This is a genomic window from Catalinimonas alkaloidigena (genome assembly GCF_029504655.1).
In the GTDB taxonomy this organism is placed as follows: domain Bacteria; phylum Bacteroidota; class Bacteroidia; order Cytophagales; family Cyclobacteriaceae; genus Catalinimonas; species Catalinimonas alkaloidigena.
On record NZ_JAQFIL010000001.1, the window covers coordinates 195,266 to 216,192 of the forward strand.

At 44.4% G+C, this 20,927-nt stretch carries 14 protein-coding genes; 13 read left to right on the plus strand and 1 reads right to left on the minus strand.

All coding sequences use genetic code 11. From position 1 onward, the window contains the following. Window position 1: 1 nt before the first annotated feature. The 9 genes from OKW21_RS00850 (at window position 2) to OKW21_RS00890 (ending at window position 11,780) form a co-directional block, all read left to right on the plus strand. On the plus strand, window positions 2–1,498 hold the full coding sequence (locus OKW21_RS00850) for a RagB/SusD family nutrient uptake outer membrane protein (RefSeq protein ID WP_277476449.1): 1,497 nt from the start codon (window positions 2–4) through the stop codon (window positions 1,496–1,498). Window positions 1,499–1,765: 267 nt separating this feature from the next. Continuing rightward, window positions 1,766–4,474, plus strand: a complete 2,709-nt coding sequence (locus OKW21_RS00855) for a c-type cytochrome (protein ID WP_420870094.1) — start codon at window positions 1,766–1,768, stop codon at window positions 4,472–4,474. 61 nt (window positions 4,475–4,535) lie between these two features. Further along, window positions 4,536–5,366, plus strand: a complete 831-nt coding sequence (locus tag OKW21_RS00860) for a 3-keto-disaccharide hydrolase (RefSeq protein WP_277476450.1) — start codon at window positions 4,536–4,538, stop codon at window positions 5,364–5,366. Between the two features lie 6 nt (window positions 5,367–5,372). After that, window positions 5,373–6,446: an aldose 1-epimerase family protein gene (locus OKW21_RS00865; protein WP_277476451.1), complete on the plus strand. Its 1,074-nt coding sequence runs from the start codon at window positions 5,373–5,375 to the stop codon at window positions 6,444–6,446. 17 nt (window positions 6,447–6,463) lie between these two features. Further along, window positions 6,464–7,687, plus strand: coding sequence for a cupin domain-containing protein (locus OKW21_RS00870; RefSeq protein WP_277476452.1), 1,224 nt, complete (start codon window positions 6,464–6,466; stop codon window positions 7,685–7,687). Between the two features lie 156 nt (window positions 7,688–7,843). Then, window positions 7,844–8,869, plus strand: a complete 1,026-nt coding sequence (locus tag OKW21_RS00875) for a sugar phosphate isomerase/epimerase family protein (protein ID WP_277476453.1) — start codon at window positions 7,844–7,846, stop codon at window positions 8,867–8,869. Between the two features lie 58 nt (window positions 8,870–8,927). Next, on the plus strand, window positions 8,928–9,734 hold the full coding sequence (locus OKW21_RS00880; RefSeq protein WP_277476454.1) for an alpha/beta fold hydrolase: 807 nt from the start codon (window positions 8,928–8,930) through the stop codon (window positions 9,732–9,734). Window positions 9,735–9,760: 26 nt separating this feature from the next. Continuing rightward, a complete protein-coding gene (locus OKW21_RS00885; RefSeq protein WP_277476455.1) occupies window positions 9,761–10,576 on the plus strand; it encodes a sugar phosphate isomerase/epimerase family protein in 816 nt (271 codons plus the stop codon). 40 nt (window positions 10,577–10,616) lie between these two features. After that, window positions 10,617–11,780, plus strand: coding sequence for a Gfo/Idh/MocA family protein (locus tag OKW21_RS00890; RefSeq protein WP_277476457.1), 1,164 nt, complete (start codon window positions 10,617–10,619; stop codon window positions 11,778–11,780). 137 nt (window positions 11,781–11,917) lie between these two features. Here the strand turns inward: OKW21_RS00890 and OKW21_RS00895 are convergent, their stop codons facing one another. Further along, a complete protein-coding gene (locus OKW21_RS00895; RefSeq protein WP_277476459.1) occupies window positions 11,918–12,790 on the minus strand; it encodes a c-type cytochrome in 873 nt (290 codons plus the stop codon). Between the two features lie 719 nt (window positions 12,791–13,509). On the opposite strand from OKW21_RS00895, the gene OKW21_RS00900 reads away from it, so the two are divergent. From OKW21_RS00900 to OKW21_RS00915, 4 genes are all read left to right on the plus strand, one after another. Continuing rightward, window positions 13,510–14,118: an RNA polymerase sigma factor gene (locus tag OKW21_RS00900; protein WP_277476461.1), complete on the plus strand. Its 609-nt coding sequence runs from the start codon at window positions 13,510–13,512 to the stop codon at window positions 14,116–14,118. A gap of 163 nt (window positions 14,119–14,281) precedes the next feature. Beyond that, window positions 14,282–15,310 carry a FecR family protein gene (locus tag OKW21_RS00905; RefSeq protein WP_277476462.1) on the plus strand — a complete coding sequence of 343 codons (1,029 nt, stop codon included), beginning with the start codon at window positions 14,282–14,284 and terminating at the stop codon, window positions 15,308–15,310. A gap of 531 nt (window positions 15,311–15,841) precedes the next feature. Then, the gene (locus OKW21_RS00910) at window positions 15,842–18,958 is read left to right on the plus strand and encodes a SusC/RagA family TonB-linked outer membrane protein (protein WP_420870132.1); all 3,117 of its coding nucleotides are present in this window, start codon (window positions 15,842–15,844) and stop codon (window positions 18,956–18,958) included. 20 nt (window positions 18,959–18,978) lie between these two features. Continuing rightward, window positions 18,979–20,832 carry a RagB/SusD family nutrient uptake outer membrane protein gene (locus tag OKW21_RS00915; RefSeq protein ID WP_277476463.1) on the plus strand — a complete coding sequence of 618 codons (1,854 nt, stop codon included), beginning with the start codon at window positions 18,979–18,981 and terminating at the stop codon, window positions 20,830–20,832. Window positions 20,833–20,927: the final 95 nt, after the last annotated feature.

Genomic DNA, 20,927 nt, shown 5'->3' on the forward strand with positions numbered 1-20,927 from the left:
CATGAAAAAAATATATGTTTTACTAATATCACTAGGCTTAGCATTGCCTGGCTGTCAGGATGATTTCCTGACCATTGTTCCTGAAACATCCTTAAGTTCAGCTACTTTCTTTAAAACCGCCTCAGATTTTGAGCAGGCGGTTAACGGAACTTATGTTCCGTTGAGAACTATTTTTGATGACAGAGCCTGGCTGTTAGGTGAGATGCACTCTGATAATACTTATTTTGCCCGTAATATTCTTTTCGGTGCCACTGAGCAGCAGGAAGATATTGCCGACTTTGCCATACCCAGTGACGGAGGGGTGACTACCAATACACATGTTACCAACCAGTACATCCAGGATTATCAGATCATTGCCCGTGCCAACCAGGTTTTATCTACGATTGACGATGTTGAGTTTGATGCGGATCTGAAAAGTAATCTGAAAGGTCAGGCTTTGTTTTTAAGAGGCTTTGCCTACTTTGAACTAGCCCGCTATTTTGGAAGCGTACCCTTGCACCTGGAACCGGTTACTGTTCGTCAGGAGGCTGCACTGCCGCTTTCGCCGGAAGAGGATATTTACGCCCAGGTGATCAGCGACGTAGGGCAAGCAGCCAGCTTATTACCACCTAAGTCTCAGCAGGAAGAGGGTAGGGCTACCTCAGGAGCAGCCAAAACATTGTTGGCGAATGTGTATATCATACAAGAAAAATGGGCGGAGGCAGAAAGTCTGCTCAAAGAAGTTGTCAACAGCGGTGAGTATGCCCTGATGGAAGACTATGCGGAAGCTTTTACTACCAGCACTGGTAATAAGAACAATAAAGAATCCGTGTTTGAGGTTCAGTTTAAAGAAGGGCCTGATGGGCTTAATGGTGACTTTATCTATGCTTTCATGCCTCGCCCGATGGCGCCTGAAGAATTGGTTACCATTACCGGCACTTCCAATCCCCAGCCTCTTAATGGTGAAGGGAATAACATCCCCACCCCTGATATTATTGCGGCATATGAGGAAGGCGATGAAAGAGAAGAGGCTTCTGTAGGATATATCACTATTGATGGAAGTTTCTGGGCAGACAAAACTTATCCTTACATTAAGAAATTTGCCCACCCTCACTCTCTACATGGTAATCACGGTATGAACTGGCCGGTATATCGCTATGCTGAAGTGTTGTTGTTTTTAGCGGAAGCACTGAATGAGCAGGGCAAAGGTGGTGAAGCTGAAGGCTATCTGAACCAGGTACGTAGCCGGGCAGGCTTAGGTCCCGCTACCGGCGATCTGAGAGAAGCCATCTATCGGGAAAGAAGGGTAGAGCTTGCCTTTGAAAACAAGCGGTGGTTTGACCTGGTCAGGACAGGCAGGGCGGTAGATGTAATTACTGCCTACGGTAACAGGATTAAGGCTAATCCTCAGGCTTATTATTATCCTGAAGGTGCAGAGCCCCGTAGTAATGCCTTTACCAATATCAGTTTATATTATGCATTGCCGGCTGCAGAAGCTGACCTAAGCCCTCATTTTTAGTAGAGCTCATTCACAACCCCCAATTGCTTCTCAAGCTTTCCAACACACCGGTGAGATGAGCATATGCTCATCTCATTGGCGTGTTATTGTTTTAATAGATAGATAAACTCTTGATAGATTTGCAAAAAATGTATCAGACCATAATGGTACAGGATACGTTTTTTTATAGAACTTATAAATTTACTGTTTCTATAATTTTGCTAAATAGGAAGTTAATACGGACAAATTGAATTACCTTTTAAGAAATTACTACTGATACATGCACTTATGAATCTGAATCATTTAACTAAAGCGTTCGCCCTCCTCTACGTGTTGACTCTTTCAGCCTGTAACACTACACCAGAGACTGAGGCTGATATGGAAAGCGGTCCTGTTGACCCTAATATAGAAAAGCTCAAGCTTCAGAGCGGGTTTAAGGCTGAGCATTTATACAGCCCTTCGGAAAATGAAATGGGTTCCTGGGTGTCCATGACTTTCGACGATAAAGGCAGGCTGATTACCTCTGACCAGTACGGGGCTTTGTACCGTATGGAACTGGCACCTATCGGTTCCGATTCCTTAACACCGAAAATAGAAAAACTTAAAATTGAGGCTGAAGAGCCCGTGGCAGATTCCGTTATACAGATGGGTTACGCACAGGGCCTGCTGTGGCACTTCAACAGCCTGTATGTGATGGTAAATCACCGTGGCAATGATGAATTTGAGAAAGGAAGCGGCTTGTACCGCTTGCAGGATATTGATAACAATGACCAGTTTGACAAAATTACTTTACTAAAAGCTTTAGAAGGCGCTGGTGAGCATGGGCCTCACAGCATTGTCCCCAGCCCTGACGGACAGTCGCTATACGTAATTGCCGGAAACCATACCGACATACCGGAGATGGACGCTTATCGCCTTCCTAAGATATGGACCAATGATAACCTTTTTCCATTGATCAAAGACCCCCGGGGACATGCAAACGACCGGGAAGCCCCGGGGGGATGGATTGCTAAAATTGACTCGCTAGGTGAGCATTGGGAGTTGGTCGGTGCAGGTTTTCGTAATCCTTTTGACTTAGCTTTTAATGAAGCCGGGGATATGTTTACCTATGATTCGGATATGGAATGGGACTTGGGCATGCCCTGGTACCGTCCTACGCGTATTTGTCATGTGACCAGCGGTGCCGAGTTTGGATGGCGTACCGGTAATGGAAAATGGTCTCCCGCCTATCCCGATAACCTTCCACCTGTGCTGAACATCGGCCAGGGGTCACCTACCGGGGTGCTGCACGGAAAAGCTGCTGCTTTCCCTGAGCCTTACCGCCGTGCCTTGTTTGCTTTTGACTGGAGCTTTGGTATCATCTATGCTATCCATTTAACGCCCGAGGGCGCGTCTTATCAGGGTGAGCAAGAAGAGTTCATTTCAGGAATGCCTCTGCCACTGACTGATGGCGTGATAGGACCCGATGGTGCAATGTACTTCATGACCGGAGGCCGCCGTCTGGACTCTGACCTATATAGAGTTTACTATGATGGAGAAGAAGAAAGCAATATTGCGCTGGCATCTCTTGAGGAAGCAAATGTTACGGAAGCGCATCAACTTAGAATCCGTTTGGAGCAGTATCATGAAGATAATAAATCCGGTGGCCTGGAAGCGGCATGGCCTTACCTGAATCATGCTGACCGTTTTGTAAGATATGCTGCTCGTATTGCAGTAGAGCACCAGCCGGTAAGCAACTGGCAGGATAAAGTGCTGAATGCAGAAGACCCGATCACGCAGATCCAGGGTACAATAGCTCTGGCAAGACATGGTAACAAGAGTTTGAAAAATCAGATGTTGAGTAAACTTGCTGAAATAGATTACAATACACTCAGCGAAGCCCAGCAGGTGGACTTACTAAGAGCATTTGAAGTTACGCTTGCACGTATGGGCATGCCCTCTGCCACAACTCGTCAGGCCACGATAGATTACCTCAGTCCGCATTATCCGGCTGATAAAGAAGTGCTTAATGGTTCTTTAAGTAAGCTGTTAGTATATCTGGATGACCCTGATGTCATTGGAACTACATTGACCTTACTGGAAGAAGATGATAGCGGGCTTACAGAACAAGCCGATGCTGCTACCGATGGCTCAGACCTGATCCTGCGAAATCCTCAGTATGGACTTGATATCGCTCAAATGCTCAAAAATGTGCCCCCTGCCCAGCAAACATATTATGCTACTGTGCTCAGCAAGCAACGTTCAGGCTGGACACCGGAATTGAGAGAAAGATATTTTAAGTGGTTTTACGAAGCTTTTGATTTTAAGGGAGGTAACAGCTACGTCGGATTTATTGATAAAGCTCGTCAGGAAGCCCTTACCCATGTGCCTAAGAGCGAGTTTGACTACTATAACGAAATGTCCGGCGACTCACTTATCGCTAATAATGGTAGAGACCTGGCAGATGTGCCCCAGCCTAAAGGCCCCCGTAATAACTGGGAGCTGGAAGAAGCAGTAGCCGTACTGGATAGTGGTGGGTTGGAAAACAGAGACTTTGAAAATGGTAAAAATATGTATTTGGCCACACGCTGTGTTACCTGCCATAGCATGCGGGGAGAAGGTGGTATCATCGGACCTGACCTTACCCAATTAGGGACTCGTTTTTCTGCCGAAGATATGATTGAGGCAATTGTAGAGCCTAACAAAACCATCTCCGATCAGTATGCTTCTACCGTCTTATACCTCAAAAACGGTCAATCGATAGTTGGAAGACTTACCGACCAGGATGAGGAGAATTATTACCTGTCACAAAATCCATTTGCTCCGGATGTAATCCGTGAAGTTCCTAAGGAAGATGTAACAGACACCAAAATGTCTGCTGTCTCAGTGATGCCTCCCGGTACGATCAATGCACTGGGCGAAGATGAGCTGAGAGATCTTATCGCTTATTTGATGGCAGGAGGTAATCCTGAGCATCCTATTTATCAGGAGGGAGAAGATGAAGGAAGTGCGGAATAAGCTTTAATCTCTTAATTCAATAGTATAGTTTTAATGCAACCAAACTACGGAATCAAACCATATGCTGAAGATAAATTTTTTTAAATCCCTACCCTCAGGAGCGCTGCTGTTAACTTTATTGCTGAGCAGTTGCCAAAGCTCCGGTGACAACAGTAATGAAGCTCCGGCTGCGGAAGACAACCTCTCCGGTCAAAGCACCTCAAGTAAAGATGAAGAGGGTTTTGTGACCATATTTGACGGAGCATCTCTTGACGGCTGGGAAGGAGATCCCGACTTATGGAGGGTAGAAAATGGCAGTCTGGTAGGAGAGATCAGCCCGGGCAATGAACTGAAAGCTAACTCATTCATTATCTGGCAGGGGGGCGAGCCTGCTGACTTTGAACTGATCACCGAGTTTAGGATCACAGAAAACGGGAATAGCGGTATCAATTACCGCAGCGAAAGGCTGGATACGATACCTTACGCGCTCCGAGGCTATCAGGCTGATATAGACGGGAAAAACCGATATACCGGACAGAACTATGAAGAGCGAAAGCGTACAACGCTGGCCTACCGTGGCCAGAAAACGACCATCAGCAGTCAGCCTAATCCTGATGAAGAAGGTTCGTTAAGGGCAAATGTAGAAAGGAATGCCTGGAAAAACGCCGAAGTGACAGGAAGCCTGGGTGAAGATGAAGCATTGAAGGCTGAAATTAATGCCCAGGACTGGAATGAAGCCCACCTGGTAATAAAAGGAAACCGTCTGCAGCACTATATCAATGGCGTGTTAATGAGTGACGTTACAGATGACGATAATGTAAACCGGAAGATGAGTGGTCTTTTGGGTGTGCAGGTACATGTCGGCCCTCCTATGAAAGTAGAATACAGAAATATCCGCCTCAAAGAGTTATAGTTTTTTATGGTAGAAGCTTCAGCACTACAACACAACTGGAAAGATAAAATCTCTAACCCTGCCCAGCTCGGAGGTATAGAAACTTCCGTGCTGGACAATGGGGCGGGACGGGGGAGTCGTATCGCATGGGTCAACACTGGCACAGGTTTACGTTTTAAGCTGGTACTGGACCGGGCCATGGATATCGCCGACGCATTTTATAATGAACATAGCCTGGCCTGGCTGAGCCATGTAGGGATCACCTCTCCCCAACCGATTGCTCTCAAAGGTATTGACTGGATCAAAACGTTTGGCGGAGGCTTACTCACTACCTGTGGGCTTACTCATGTAGGAGGACCTGAGTCTGATGAATATGGTGAGCGGAGCCTACACGGAAGAATCAGTAACCTGCCTGCCGAAATTGAGTCTGTCATCCAACCTGATCCCTTTGCCGGGAAGATGGAAATGAGCATTACCGCCAGGATCAGGCAAACGCAGGTATTTGGCCCAAGTTTAGAACTTAAACGTACCATTTCAGCCACCTTAGGACAAGCTTCTATACGAATCCATGATGAAGTTACCAATAGAGCGAATACCCCTGCTCCCCATATGCTATTGTATCATATGAACTTGGGCTGGCCTCTGGTAGATGAAGGTGCTGATATTTTATGGAAAGGCGAGTGGGAATCAAGGGAAGGGAAAACAGCCCGGATTTTTCACGATGAGAACAACTTTCGGAAATGCCCTCCGCCCATGGAAAGCCATAGTGGGGGCGGTGAAGAAGTGGCTTTTATTGATATCAAAGCCGATCCGTCCGGAACATGTAAGTGTGGTATACACAACGCAAAGCTGGGTATGGCATTAGCCATTCGCTTTCAGAAAAGTCAGTTGCCCTGGCTTACTAACTGGCAGCATTGGGGAAAGGGAGAATATGTTACCGGGCTTGAGCCAGGCACTCATCCGCCAATCGGTCAGGCAAAGGCCAGAGAAATGAAAACCCTGCTGCAACTAGAGCCTGGTGAAAGCAAACATTATGACCTGGAATTTGAAGTACTAAAAGACGAAGTAAGCATTAAAAATTTTTTACAGCACTACAATTAAAGACGAAAAATTAACCTATGGAAACTACCGAAAAAAAGAGTTTAGCACATAACGCACTGGAGCAGGGAAAAGGAATATTACGACTGGCACCCACATGGGTTCCTCGCTCCTTTTGTGTGCCGGGAAGAAGAATTAAGTTACACCCCGATGATTATTATGTGCTAGGTGGAGAGCGTGGTGGCATAGACGAACGCTGGTTTTCTTCTACTACTCCCGCCAAAAATGGACCTTTGACCGGAGAAAATGAGGGATTGAGTCCGGTTGTTTTTACCGACGGGGCTAAAGAAAAACAATTTTTGCTGAAAGATGCCGTAGATGAGCTCAAGGGAGAGTTGATCGGTGACCGTATCTGGAAAGAGCATGAAAGCTGGCCAATGTACTCCAAGTTTTTTGACAACATGGGACCACTTCCTCATCATGTGCATCACAGTGATGAGTACGCCAAACTTGTGGGACAATTGGGTAAGCCGGAAGCTTACTACTTTCCTCCCCAGGTGAATAATCACGGGGGAGACTTTCCTTATACTTTCATTGGTATCTCTCCTGGTACCACCAAAGAAGAAGTTCGCCAGTGCCTGGAAAACTTTACCAAAGGAGATAATAAAATCACTAATTTATCTGCCGCTTATCGTCTGGAGCCCGGTACAGGCTGGGATGTGCCTCCCGGATTGCTACACGCTCCCGGAAGTATGTGTACCTATGAGCCACAAAAAGCCTCTGACGTATTTGCCATGTATCAGTCACTGGTCAACGAAGCTATTATTCCTGAAGAGCTACTCTGGAATTGTACGCCTCAAGATAAAGTGGGTGATTTTGACCATCTCATGAATGTGCTGGACTGGGAGTTAAACGTAGATCCCAATATGAAAGAAAACCGTTTTATGGCACCTGTGCCGGTCAGGGCAATGGAAGAGATGCAGGCCGATGGCTATGTGGAAAACTGGATTTGCTATAAATCCGATGCTTTCAGTGCCAAAGAGCTTACCGTTCTCCCCGGTGCCACTGTGACCATCAAAGACAGTGCGGCTTATGGTATGATCATGATGCAGGGACGAGGCACTATGGGTGTGTGGGAAATTGAAACACCTTCACTCATCCGCTATGGTCAGCTTACCCATGATGAATACTTCGTCAGTGAAAGTGCAGCCAAGGATGGGGTGAAAATTGTGAATACATCTAAGACAGATCCTATTGTAATGCTTAAGCACTTCGGGCCTGGAAATCCTGACCTGAAGCTGTAATGATTGTACCAAAACCATGATGTCCAATCGTCATGGTTTTGAACACCGCCTATATGCTCGCCGGATGTGTAATCTTCAATAATTTTCCATATTTTGTTGTGATAAGCATACCGCTGACAATTATTTTTTTAACCATAAATTTATACAACCTGAACGATGAACAATTATCCAAAACTACACAATGCTACCTGGCCTGGTTTAGTAGGTAAAGGACCTGATTCTGAGCCGGTAATTCCTTTTGATACCATGCTGGAAATGACTGCCGCCGCTGAGGTAGATGGCGTCAAATTTGACGGCGTAGACCTTGGGCTTTTAGATCCGCATATTAATGTGGATAGCTCGGATGATGAAATCAAAAAAATAGCGGATAAAATCGCCGGATATAACCTTAAAGTAGGAAGCCTGGTGGCTCCTATATGGGGTGGGCCTATACTTGGTAGTGCTGATGACCGCAAAACTTTTGTGGAAATGGTGCGTAAGGCCTGTCATTTTGGAAAAGTATTACGTGAACATGGCGTCCGTTCTTATGGTGTCATCCGTATTGATACAGCTTCCAGTCCCGAAGCCTGGACCAAAGATCCTGTAGGTAGCAACAAACTGATTGCTCAGACTTTTCGTGAGGCCTGCGATGTCGCTGCTGATTTTGACGAAAAGCTGGCGGCTGAGGGTGAAATTTGCTGGGGAGGTATGCACAGTTGGAAAACGATGGTAGATACTTTAGAAGCCGTAGATCGACCTAATATGGGGTTCCAGGCAGATATGTCACATACGCTTTTGTATCTACTGGGCTACAACCGTCCGGAAGATCGTATCCTGCCCAAAGATTTTGACTGGTCGGACCGTAAAACGCTGGAAGAAGGGCTGAAAACCATTACTGACGCACTTCGTCCCTGGACCATTGACTTCCACGTTGCTCAGAATGACGGTACAGTACACGGAACAGGCTCACATGACAAAACCGGCCGCCACTGTCTGGCAACGGACCCTAATGGTAAGCTTGATGTCGCTCATGATGCCGGTTACTGGTTGAGAGATGAAAACGGTAAACTTACCAAAGCTTTTCAACACATCTGCTGGGATGGCTGTATGTTTGATAATGCGGTCATGGAAAAGCAACAAACCTGGAATGATATCTTAGCTACTTTGATCAAAGTCAGAGAAGCCCATGGCTGGGAAGCCTAAGCCTAACAGATTAGTCAAAACGTTTCTTTTAAGACTTTGAAAAAATATTAGCAAGGATATGCCATACGTTAATACGAATGGAATACAGCTGTACTATGAGGAGAGAGGTTCTGGCGAACCTTTGCTTCTCATCATGGGGATCACGGCTCCGGGAGCAGTTTGGGAAAAACATGTAGCATACTGGTCACAGCACTTTCGCTGTATTATGCCTGACAATCGTGGTGTTGGCTTTTCTGACAAACCGGAAGGCGTTTATACTACCGCTCAGATGGCAGATGACTGTGCCGGACTGCTTGATGCATTGTCAATAGGCAGCACTGCTGTGGTAGGTGTATCTATGGGAAGTACCATTGCCCAACAGCTGGCAATCCGTCATTCTGAAAAAGTACGTGCCACGGTGCAAATGTGTCCCTGGGCACGCTGTGACCGTAGGGGTGAAGCTATTTTCAGACATATGATGCACGCCAAGGCACACCTGAGGCCTGAGGACTTTGCCAATTTTGTGCAATTACTGATTTACCACAAAGCCAGCTGGGATGATGATGGTGTGTATCAGGAACTGATGCAAGGTCAAAAGGACGCCGCTACCGATGCCTACCCCCAACCCTTACATGGACTGGAAGGACAGGCACATGCATGCATATCACATCATGTATTAGCCGAATTGTTTAAAGTCAAACAGCCATCTCTGGTTATTGGCGGCTTGGATGATGCATTCGTTCCTGCCTGGATGGTACGTGAAGTGGCAGAAGCCATTCCAAATAGTGAGCTTCATCTGTATGAAAATGCCGGTCATGCCTTCCACTGGGAGAAGATAGAAGATTTTAACCCAAGAGTGTTGAACTGGCTAAGAGAGCATAATTAAAATTATTAAAAGATTAAGCATTAGCAATGAGTAACATACGCATAGGTTGTGAGACCTATACCTGGCAGATGCCGGGAGAGCAATACAAAGATAAGCTGGAACATATTCTTGAAGTTACTTCAAGGGCCGGCTTTGAGAGCATTGAGCCGGATACCAGTTTTATGGGACGCTTTTCTGACCCTGTACTAATGCAGGAAGCTTTGGATAAATATAAGCTGGAGCTATCCGTGCTATGCCTGGCTGAAGACTGGCAAAATCCACAGGAGACTGAAGATGAAAGAGCAAGGGCCGAACAGTGGATCAAATTTCTAAAGCATTTTCCTGATACGATTCTTTTGCTCGTACAAAAACCAGGAAAGGACCGGGAGAATCTTGTACAGCGTCAGCAAAACCTGCTATCATGTGTAAACGGGATCGCCAAAAGAGCTACAGAGCAGGGCATTGTCTGTTCTTATCATCCCAACTCACCCGCAGGGTCTGTTTACAGAACCGAAGAAGACTATAAAATTCTCCTGAACGGCCTGGATAAGCAGGTAATTCAGTATACTCCGGATGTAGGACATATTGCCAAGGGGGGTATGGATCCTCTCAAAATCATTCGTCAGTACCGTGATTTGGTGAACTGTGTACATTACAAAGATATGTATGAAGATGGCAGATGGGCTCCCATGGGTAAGGGTATCATTGATTTTGAAGGAATCACTCTGGAACTCAAGCATACCGGCTTTGAAGGGTGGATCATTGTAGAAGATGAATGTGATGAAGCTATCACAGATCCTGATCAGGTGACGCTAGATGATGGTATATACAATGATGAAGTATTGAAGCCCTTGCTTCGTTAAGTAAATGATTTTTAATGTACAATCTAAAATTTAGACACTAATGAGCAACAAAAAAGACTTAAGAATAGGTATGATTGGTACAGGACTTATGGCTCGTACGCATACCAATGGCTATAAACAAGTTGGACAATTCTTTCCTGAGCTAACCCACCGACCGGTATTAAAAGTGGTATGTTCCCGTAATCCGGAAAAAGTAAAAACATTTGCTGAGCAGTGGGGCTATGAGTCTGCTGAAACTGACTGGAAAGCTGTTATCGCCCGTGATGATATAGATGCGGTGGATATTTGCACGCCTAATGATATGCATGCTGAAATAGCGATTGCAGCGGCAGAAGCAGGCAAAATGATACTTTGTGAGAAACCTCTGGCACGTACAGTAGCCGAAGGTAAACCTATGGTAGATGCAGTCAAAAAGGCAGGAGTTCCTAATACAGTGTGGTATAATTACCGTCGTGTACCTGCGGTTAGCCTGATTAAGCAGATTGTGGATTCAGGTAAGCTGGGTAAAATTTTTCATTACCGCTCTAATTTTCTTCAGGATTGGACCATCAGTCCCGAACTACCCCAGGGGGGGGAAGCTCTCTGGCGTCTGGATGCTGACGCGGCTGGCTCCGGAGTAACCGGTGATCTGCTGGCGCACTGCATTGATACCGCAATGTGGTTGAATGGCGGGATCAAAGATGTATCTGCCATGACCGAGACCTTCATCAAAGAAAGAGTACATCAGGCGAGTGGCAAAAAGCAGAAAGTAGGCATAGATGATGCCTGTATTTTTCACTGCCACTTTGATAATGGCTCATTAGGTCTGTTTGAAGCTACCCGCTATGCTCGCGGTCATAAGGCGCTTTATACACTTGAGATCAATGGGGAACATGCCTCGCTCCGCTGGGATTTGCACGACATGAACCGACTTGAGTATTTTGATCATGATGATGAAGGCATTGTACGTGGCTGGCGTTCCATCCTGGTTACAGATGGAGACCAACCTTATATGGATAGGTGGTGGATTCCCGGAACGTCAATTGGTTATGAACATTCCTTTACACATCAGGTAGCCGATTTTCTGAAGAGCCTTGAAACCGGAGAGCCTTGTTCACCTACTTTTGAAGATGCGTTGGAGACACAAAAAGTATGTGAGGCTGTCTTAGATTCTGCCAAAGACAGAAGTTGGAAAGACACTGATGTAAAGTGGAATAAAAGTTAAGCAATGCGTTGAATGCAACAGGGGTAGAAATCTGTCCGAAACAAATTGTTAGGGGGAACTACCCGTCTTTTTGTAAGCATAAAATAAAAGCCACTTACTCAGTGGCTTTTTTCATTGGTTTGGATAGCTTAGCCTGCTTAAGGGTGATCTTTTAAATAAAGGTAAAGGGATTTCAACTCTTCATCAGTGAATTCACTGGTCATCTTCCAGGGCATAAATTCGTTCTGCATCATTTTTCCCTGGGGTGTAGTGCCTGTACGTAGCGTTTGCATAAATTCACCCTCGGTCCAGTTAGCCAGGTTACCGGTAGATGTGATGTCAGGTACTGGCGGTGAACCCGGTACCTGAGGGCTCCCTCCTTTAAAATTGCTGTAGTGACATCCGGTGCAGGTTACCGCAAGGTATTCACCAAATTCGGGAGATACACTTTTATCCATGTCAGCAGGAGGGATAAAATCATGATCAATCATCTCCACCGGGAACATATGCATCTTACCAAAGTAATTTAGCAATTTGCCCACCGGGCGTATTTCAATCGAGGGAAGTTCGCGAGTAACAGTAGCTGACTGAGTACAATAGGCGATGAGGGCAGCCAGGTCTTTGTCAGTCATATTGGCGGTTTCATGGGCGGGCATAAACAAAAGAGGCTTTTGGTCAGGGCCAATGCCATGCCGTAGTGCTCTTACCCAGTCTTCAAGCGAGTATTGTGCGCCAACCCCACCTTTGGTAAGGTTAGTAGGTACCACTCGACCTAAAGCCGGATCATCAATCATTACTCTGCCCCCCAGGTCATCATTGTGACAATCGCGACAGCCTTTGATGACAGATAGGTGTGCTCCTAGCGCTAAGCTGGCAGAGTCATAACTAATGTTAGGAACAGTGACATCGTAAACATAACTTTTTGCAGCCCTCTGATTGAAATCCCAGGAAACATAGACATAGAATAATAGAAGCACCAACACAATCCCCAGCACAGAAAAGAGTAAAACTTTCAAAATACGCTTGATCATAATAGACATAGTTTTAGAGGTATAGAGGTAAAAAGAAACATCTTATTTATCTTAAGTAGATAATGCTGATGCTGAGATAAAATCTGATGCAACTTGTAGGCTTTGCTTCTTCAGGAATGTGAATATATACCCTTAATTTATAAATAAATTAAAGAAATTGCATATATACTTGTAGATTTTCTTCTAAAAATTTGGATAAAGCAAGTTAAGTGAAGTGACAACACGACTTTATATAAAAAATGCGTCGGGATATTTCAGGCAAAAGAAAAAACTGTTTACAGGGGAACTCCTCAAATATCGGTGGGCAATCGCTGTATATGATCATGAATTTAGATCACTTCTTTTTAGTCAGTTGGGTAGACCGTTAGAAAAGATGTATAAGCCATTCCTACTACTGAAAAAAGCTGTGAATAAGCTTTTTTATCTTGCTTAAGCAATCGGAAGCTTTGCCACCCCATTCCTATTTCCTTCAAACGATAAAAATATATGTTGCTACATCAATATAGTATACTTTGTAATGATTGTAACAATATTTTGTAATAGATGGCAAAAGCAAAATATCAATTTATTAAATCATCAGTATTTGCAATAGTTAGGCTTATTCTCTCCACTTTTTTCATTACAGCTGACTACACCTCACTTTGAATTTGTACGAATTCATGCTACTTTAACAGACTTACTACAGTACTCTAAATACAGCAACCTACAAAGCGCCTATTATGGGTGATCAGAATATTACTTCACATGAGCCTCCTCAAAATTGGGAGCAATTATACATAGAGTATGCTTCTTTACTTTATAATTATGGATGCAAGATTACTTCTCAGAAATCTTTAATAGAGGATTGTGTTCATGATGTATTTGTCAACTTACTGAAGGCCCCTCAATGCGCCACAACGATTAATAACCCTAAAGCCTACCTTTTCAAATCCTTTCGTCGCTTGTTAATAAATAAACTGAAAACTGACACCAGATCTCAGGAGCTTGTGTTGGATAGAGGGGGGGAAGCATATCAATTTAATATTGAGTTATCCAGTGAAGCCTACCGGATAATAGAAGAAAATAATGATGAGCAAAGAAAAAAAATTGCTGAAGCTATCCGGCAACTTTCCCCCCGTCAGAAAGAAGCAATCTATTTGAAGTTTTACGAAAATCAAAGCTATGAAGAGGTAGCCGGTATTATGAAAATAGAGAAATCTGCTCTCTATTCAATGATTTACAAGTCCCTTGCTCAACTGAGAAGAGCGCTCTCTCCTATCTTATCCACAAAAACTTCAGCGGGCTACTATTTCAGCCTGTTTGCCTCCGGCTTGCTACTATTGGTTTAGCAGCTTTTTGTTGAAAGTATAGCAATAAAAAGATGTGTTCATTGTCAATAGACAAAGAGTAGTTATTGCTATTTGAGCTTATTGTAATTTTTGAAAATAAATTAAATTCATTGGTCAAATTTCCTGCTCTTTCTTCTCTATAATAGTAGTTTATCATACGAGCATGTTTTACAATCAATACACAGCCTTAGACTTTGCGATGGATGAATACTTTCAGCGTTGGGTATTTACCCGGGATGCTGAAGTATCTGACTACTGGCAAACGTGGCTGGCGTTACACCCTGAAAAAAAAGAGGCCATTGAGGAAGCTAAAATCTTACTCAGTTTACAAAAACTAAGGAAAGATGAATGGTCTGCTGATCGCATGCTTATGACCAAAGAAAGAATCAGAGAAAGTCTTGATGAACAAAATAAACCTGATGCTTCTTCTGCCCCTCCTAAAGATAAAGACAACAAAAGACTGATGTCACCCTGGCTGGCTATTGCTGCCTCCCTATTACTAATTGTGAGCATCATGTTACCTGTCTACATATTGAGTCAGGATGAGCAGGTATTTTCTACTACCTATGGGGAAACCCAGAAGTTTGAGCTGCCTGATGGTTCAGAAGTAATTCTTAATGCAAACTCCAGCCTGCGTTTTGCGGAGGACTGGCAAAAAAAAGAGCAAAGGCAGGTGTGGCTGGAGGGAGAAGCCTTCTTTAAGGTGAGTAAGCTCACTATACCTGATCGTAATGAGGCTATAAAATTTATAGTGCGTTTACAGGATATTGATGTTGAGGTCGTAGGCACGGCTTTTAACGTAAACCATCGTTCAGGAAAAGTAGAAGTGAGCCTGGATGAAGGAATTGTAGACCTGAAAATGACTGGTGGGGAAAGGCTACGCATGGAGCCGGGAGATATGGTAGCTTACTCTGCGGCAACCCAGAGGCTGGATAAGCTGAATGCAAACCCAAAAAAAGTAACCGCCTGGCGTAACCATCAGATGATACTGGACGGACAGCCCCTTTCAGACTTAGCTATATTAATAAATAATTATTATGGCGTAGAAATACGGTTTAGTTCGGATGAGCTTGCCGATAAAAAGATCAAGACTACGCTACCAACAGATAACCTGGACCTGGTGCTGGAGACTTTGGAACTTATGCTTGATGTACAATTGGAAAGAAGTGAAGATGAGATCATTATGAAATAATCAATTACAGAAATTTTTAAACCAGCAAATTAAACCACTTATGTTATGAAAAAAAAGCTACTCTTTCGTGTGCAGTTGGCATGGCTTCTGGCCTTGCTCTGTAGCTTCGGCTATGCACTGCCACCCCAAGAACTGGCAATTGCCAGTAATGTAAATGTCAATCACCTGGCTACAGGTGATGAAAACAAAGATCAGCAGAAAGAAAGCCAGACACTCAAGAGTGTACTGGAAAAACTGCAGTCTGAGTATAAAGTATACTTCACCTATGACCTTAGCCTGGTAGAAAACCAAAAAATACAGCTAGAGGAAAATGCAGTACAAGGCTCAGTAGAGGATATACTGGAAAATTACCTGACCCCTCTTGACCTCAAATACAGAAAAACCGGAGACAAGTACTATGTGATCTATCGCCAGAGTAAGCAGGTAGATAAAATACAGCGTACCGAGCCTCAGGTGAGTGATGCACAAAGTCAGGATGCCAGAGCGAAAGACTCTGAAAGTCAGCCCTGGCTAAGTTCTACTGCAGCTACCATGATACAGTTGGAAGTGATGGAGAAAAACATCTCCGGCAAAGTAACAGACGCCGAAGATGGTTCAGGGCTTCCTGGCGTAAACATCTTGGCCAAAGGAACTACCATCGGTACCATTACCGATGTGGAAGGTAACTATAACCTAAGCGTTCCTGATGAGACTACTACTTTGATTTATTCATCTGTAGGTTACGAAGCGCAGGAGGTGGAAATTGGCGGACGTACTACGATTAATGTGAGTCTGGCTGCTGATGTACAATCTCTCTCTGAGGTTGTAGTGGTAGGTTATGGTGAGCAGAAAAAAGTAACGGTAACCGGTTCAGTGGCAGCGGTAGAAGGAAGAGAGCTTACTAAATCTCCTACGGTTAACCTTTCCAATTCACTTGCCGGTCGTATTCCTGGAGTGTTTGCAGTAAACAGAAGCGGTGAGCCGGGTTATGATGGCTCTGCGATCCGTATCAGAGGAACAAATACACTGGGTAATAATAACGCGCTCGTAGTAGTTGATGGTATACCTGATAGAGCAGGGGGCCTGGAGCGTATAAATCCTGCAGACATTGAAAGTGTATCTGTGCTAAAAGACGCATCGGCAGCGATTTATGGAGCACGTGCGGCGAATGGGGTAATCCTGATTACTACCAAACGTGGAAAAAGCGGAAAACCTCAGTTATCCTACTCTTTCAATCAGGGCTGGGCGCAACCCACCAGAGTGCCTGATTTGGCAGATGCTGCCCAGTTTGCTGAGATGAGAAACGAGCTGGAGATTTTTAATTTACCGGTAGAAGAATGGGAAGCTGCTCAGGCCGCTTTTGATTCGGAAGGAGTTTATACAAGAAATGATGGTAGTGAATTACCGGCTACGTATACTCCGGAAGATATTGAGCTTTTCAGAAATGGTAATGACCCCTGGGGACACCCTAATACGAACTGGTATGATGAGACGCTCAAAAACTGGTCTCCTCAGTCACAACATAATGTGCAGCTTTCCGGTGGTTCAGAGAGCTTCAAGTACCTGGCATCATTGGGTTATCAAAATCAGGATGCTTTCTACAAAAACTCAGCCACCGGCTATAAGCAGTATGATATTCGTATCAACCTGGATGGGCAAATCAATGAATATATCAAAGCTTCAATTGGTATGTTAGGGCGTCAGGAAAGACGCTACTTCCCTACAGTATCTGCCGGACAGATTTTCAGAATGCAGATGCGAGGAATACCCACTTCACCTGCCTATTGGCCTAACGGATTACCGGGTCCTGATATTGAAAATGGCACCCAACCCGTCGTAGTAACCACAGGTGCTACCGGATATGATAATGACGACAGAAATTACATTCAAACGAACGGGTCACTGGAGATTTCTATCCCCGGTGTTGAAGGTTTGAAAGTAACGGGAACAGCAGCGATTGATAAATACATACGCCAGACTAAGAGATGGAATACTCCCTGGGATCTTTACACCTGGGATGGATTTGATGAAGCCGATGAGCCTATCATGAATAGAGTACAACGTGGCCCGGCTGAACCTAACCTGTCACAAGGCAATGAAGACCAGTTGAATATATTGTTGGGTACAACTATTAACTATACTAAAGCATTTGGAGATCATAACCTGACTTTCCTGGCAGGTGTAAACAGAGAAACCATAGAGTGGAGTGGATTTAATGCCTACCGCAGGTTTTTCATCTCCGATGCGGTTGACCAGTTGTTTGCCGGTGGTACAAACGAGCAAAGGATCGGCGGTAGTGCCTGGGAGCGTGCTCGTCTGAACTACTTTGGTCGTGTCGCTTATAACTATCAGGAAAAATATCTTGCTGAGTTCTTATGGCGCTATGATGGCTCATACATGTTCCCTGAGGATACTCGCTACGGATTCTTCCCTGGCTTCCTGGCAGGTTGGGTGATTTCAGAAGAAAATTTCTGGAAAGACAACATCAGCTTCATGGACTATCTGAAAATCCGTGGATCATGGGGGCAAATGGGTAATGATAATATTACTCAAGGGCCGAACGGTTCGCTGCAAGAATACCAATACCTTTCTACTTATGGCCTCAGTAGCTTTATTATTAATCAGCAGGAAGTTACCACACTATTTGAGACCCGTGTGCCTAACAATTCAATTACCTGGGAGGTAGCCAATAATGCCAATATCGGTATTGAAGGTCAGATGCTGGAAGGCAGAATCTTCTTCGAGTTTGATTACTTTATGAACAATAGAACCGATATTTTATGGCCCAGATTTGGCTCAGTGCCTCAGCATACTGGTATGACTTTGCCTCCTGAAAACATAGCTGAAGTGAAAAATATGGGCTATGACTTTAATGTAGGGTATAATGGTCAGGTTGGTGACTTTAGCTTTAGCGCCAGCGTAAATGGTGGTTATGCACAAAATGAAATTGTTTACTGGGATGAGGCGCCTGGTGCTCCTGATTGGCAAAGAACTACTGGAAAGCCCATGTACACTTATCAGCTTTATGAGTATGATGGTGTATTTGCTACCCAGGAAGAAATTGACGCCAATACCATTGACTATAGCGAATTGACCAACAACTTACGTCCCGGAGATATGAAGTACAAAGATCTGTACGGTCCTGATGGCGTACCTGATGGTAAAATTACCGCTGATGACCAGGTGAGGACTGACTATACATCTATTCCACTTTTCCAAGGAGGTATAAATCTAAGTGCTAACTATAAAAACTTTGATTTATCTATCTTATTCCAGGGAGCTGCCGGAGCAAAGGTATTCGTGATTACTGAATCCGGAAGTATTGGTAACTTTTTGCTGGATACCTATGAAAATCGCTGGCAGATAGATAACCCTAGTAGTGTACACCCTCGCATCGCCGACAGAAACAATCAGTGGTATTCTTCCGGTAACTCTTACTGGCTGAGGGATGCGGACTATATTCGTTTAAAGAACTTTGAGATAGGGTATAATTTACCGGTAGATCTGACTGAAAAAGTTGGTATTGGTAATTTGAGAATTTATGCTAACGGGCTCAATCTGTTTACTATTGATGAGTTAGATGTATATGACCCTGAGTCTAATAGCCAGAGCGGTCAGTATTATCCGCAGTCACGTATTATTAACCTGGGTGCAACCGTAACATTTTAAGAATTGATAAACGCAAAAAGATGAATAAGGTAAAATATATATCTTTAACTGTCGTCATGGCTTTGGGTATTGCTACGGGCTGTAATGATGACTTTGTGAACACCGAGCCTCTGGATGAAATATCAGAAAATGCCGTGTGGGTAGACCCAGGGCTGGCTGAAGCAGCGGTAACCGATATTTATAATGGTTTAAATGACGGCGGGTTCAATGAAGAAATGCTGGCTTCTACTACAGATGAGGCTATCTTCACCCACCCCGGCCGGGGAATAACTACCGTTACTGAGTCTCGTACCACTCCTGATAATGTAATCAACTGGGGAGACCCCCGTTTGAGATATGGAGATATGTTTAGCAGACTCAGGGCTACGAATATTGCGATAGAAAACCTGACTGAACCTCAGTTTGATGATGCTGAATTAGCTGAAAGGCTTTTGGGAGAAGCCCGTTTTATGCGAGCGTTTTTCTATCATCAACTAGTCCGGTTATGGGGTGGAGTGCCTATAATTGACAGAGTATATGAGTTAGGAGAAGCTGATTATAGCCTGCAGAGAAGCTCCTTTGAAGAGTGTGTTAATTTTATTGTGGCAGACTGTGATGCTGCTGCTCAGTTATTGGAAGGTAAAGCTTTGGGTGATGGTCGCGCTAACAGAGCCGCTGCTTTGGCATTAAAGTCTCGTATACTGTTGTATGCTGCCAGCGACTTGCATCATATCCCTACAGCTTCAGCTAACTCGAGCGTAATAGCGGGCTATTCTAATCCTGAGCTTATAGGTTATACAGGTGGTGATCAAACCTCACGTTGGCAAGCTGCTCAGGCAGCAGCAAAAGCTGTTTTGGACGAAGCGAATGGCTATATGACAGACTTAACGGCTCCGGTATCACCTGAAGAGGGTGAGCAGAATTACGAAAATATGTCTTTGTCTAAGAATGGAGGAGAAAGCGAGCTTTTATTTGCAAGATATTTTATCAATGCGAAAGTTGAGGATGGAAGTAGAGCTGCTCTGGATAACGGACCTAACGGCTATCATAACTGGGCAGGTAATACCCCTACGCAAAATCTGGTAGATGACTATGAAATGATGGATGGCAGTGAGTTTGACTGGAATAATCCTGAGCACGCGGCCGCTCCTTATGAGAACAGGGACCCTCGCTTTTATGCTACTATTCTCCATGATGGTGCTGGCTGGAAACCTCGTACCGCTGATGTTGCGCCTAGAGATCCTGCCAATGAGATTCAAACCGGACAGTATGAAGTCATTCAAGATGGTGAAGTTGCCACCCATTTTGGTTTGGATACCCGTCAGAGTCCTATTGAAGACTGGAACGGTACCCGTACCGGCTATTATATGCATAAGTTCATCAACAAAGACCCTAGTATCGTAGACCAGAATACACGTCAGGAAATTCCCTGGCCAGAGTTACGATATACAGAAGCTATGCTAAATTACGCGGAAGCAAGCATAGAGTTGGGTCAGGATGCAGAAGCACGAGAATGGTTGAATAAGATCCGATTCCGTGCCGGTATGCCGGCAATCACTGCTACTGGTGATGAACTGATGAATCAATATAGAAATGAGCGCAGGGTTGAGTTGGTGTATGAAGAGCATCGTTTCCATGACGCACGCCGCTGGATGATAGCTGAAGAGACTTTAGGACAACAACCTCAGATTATTCTGATAGAAGGTACTTTGAAGCCGGGCGCCAATGTAACGCTTTATCAATACAATCCTGATAATTACGATTATACTTATACTGTTGCTGATCTGGATCCTGGGTTTGAGAATCGTCAATGGTTAGATAAAATGTATTTTATGCCATTTGAAAGAGATGAGATCAATAGAAATGAGGCTTTGGTTCAGAACCCGGGCTACTAATCATAAAGTAAGAGCGTGACGGTCGCCGCGCGATTAATCACATGCTTACTTGAATTTTTTAAAATCTATGCTGGTTATAAAATACCAGCATAGAT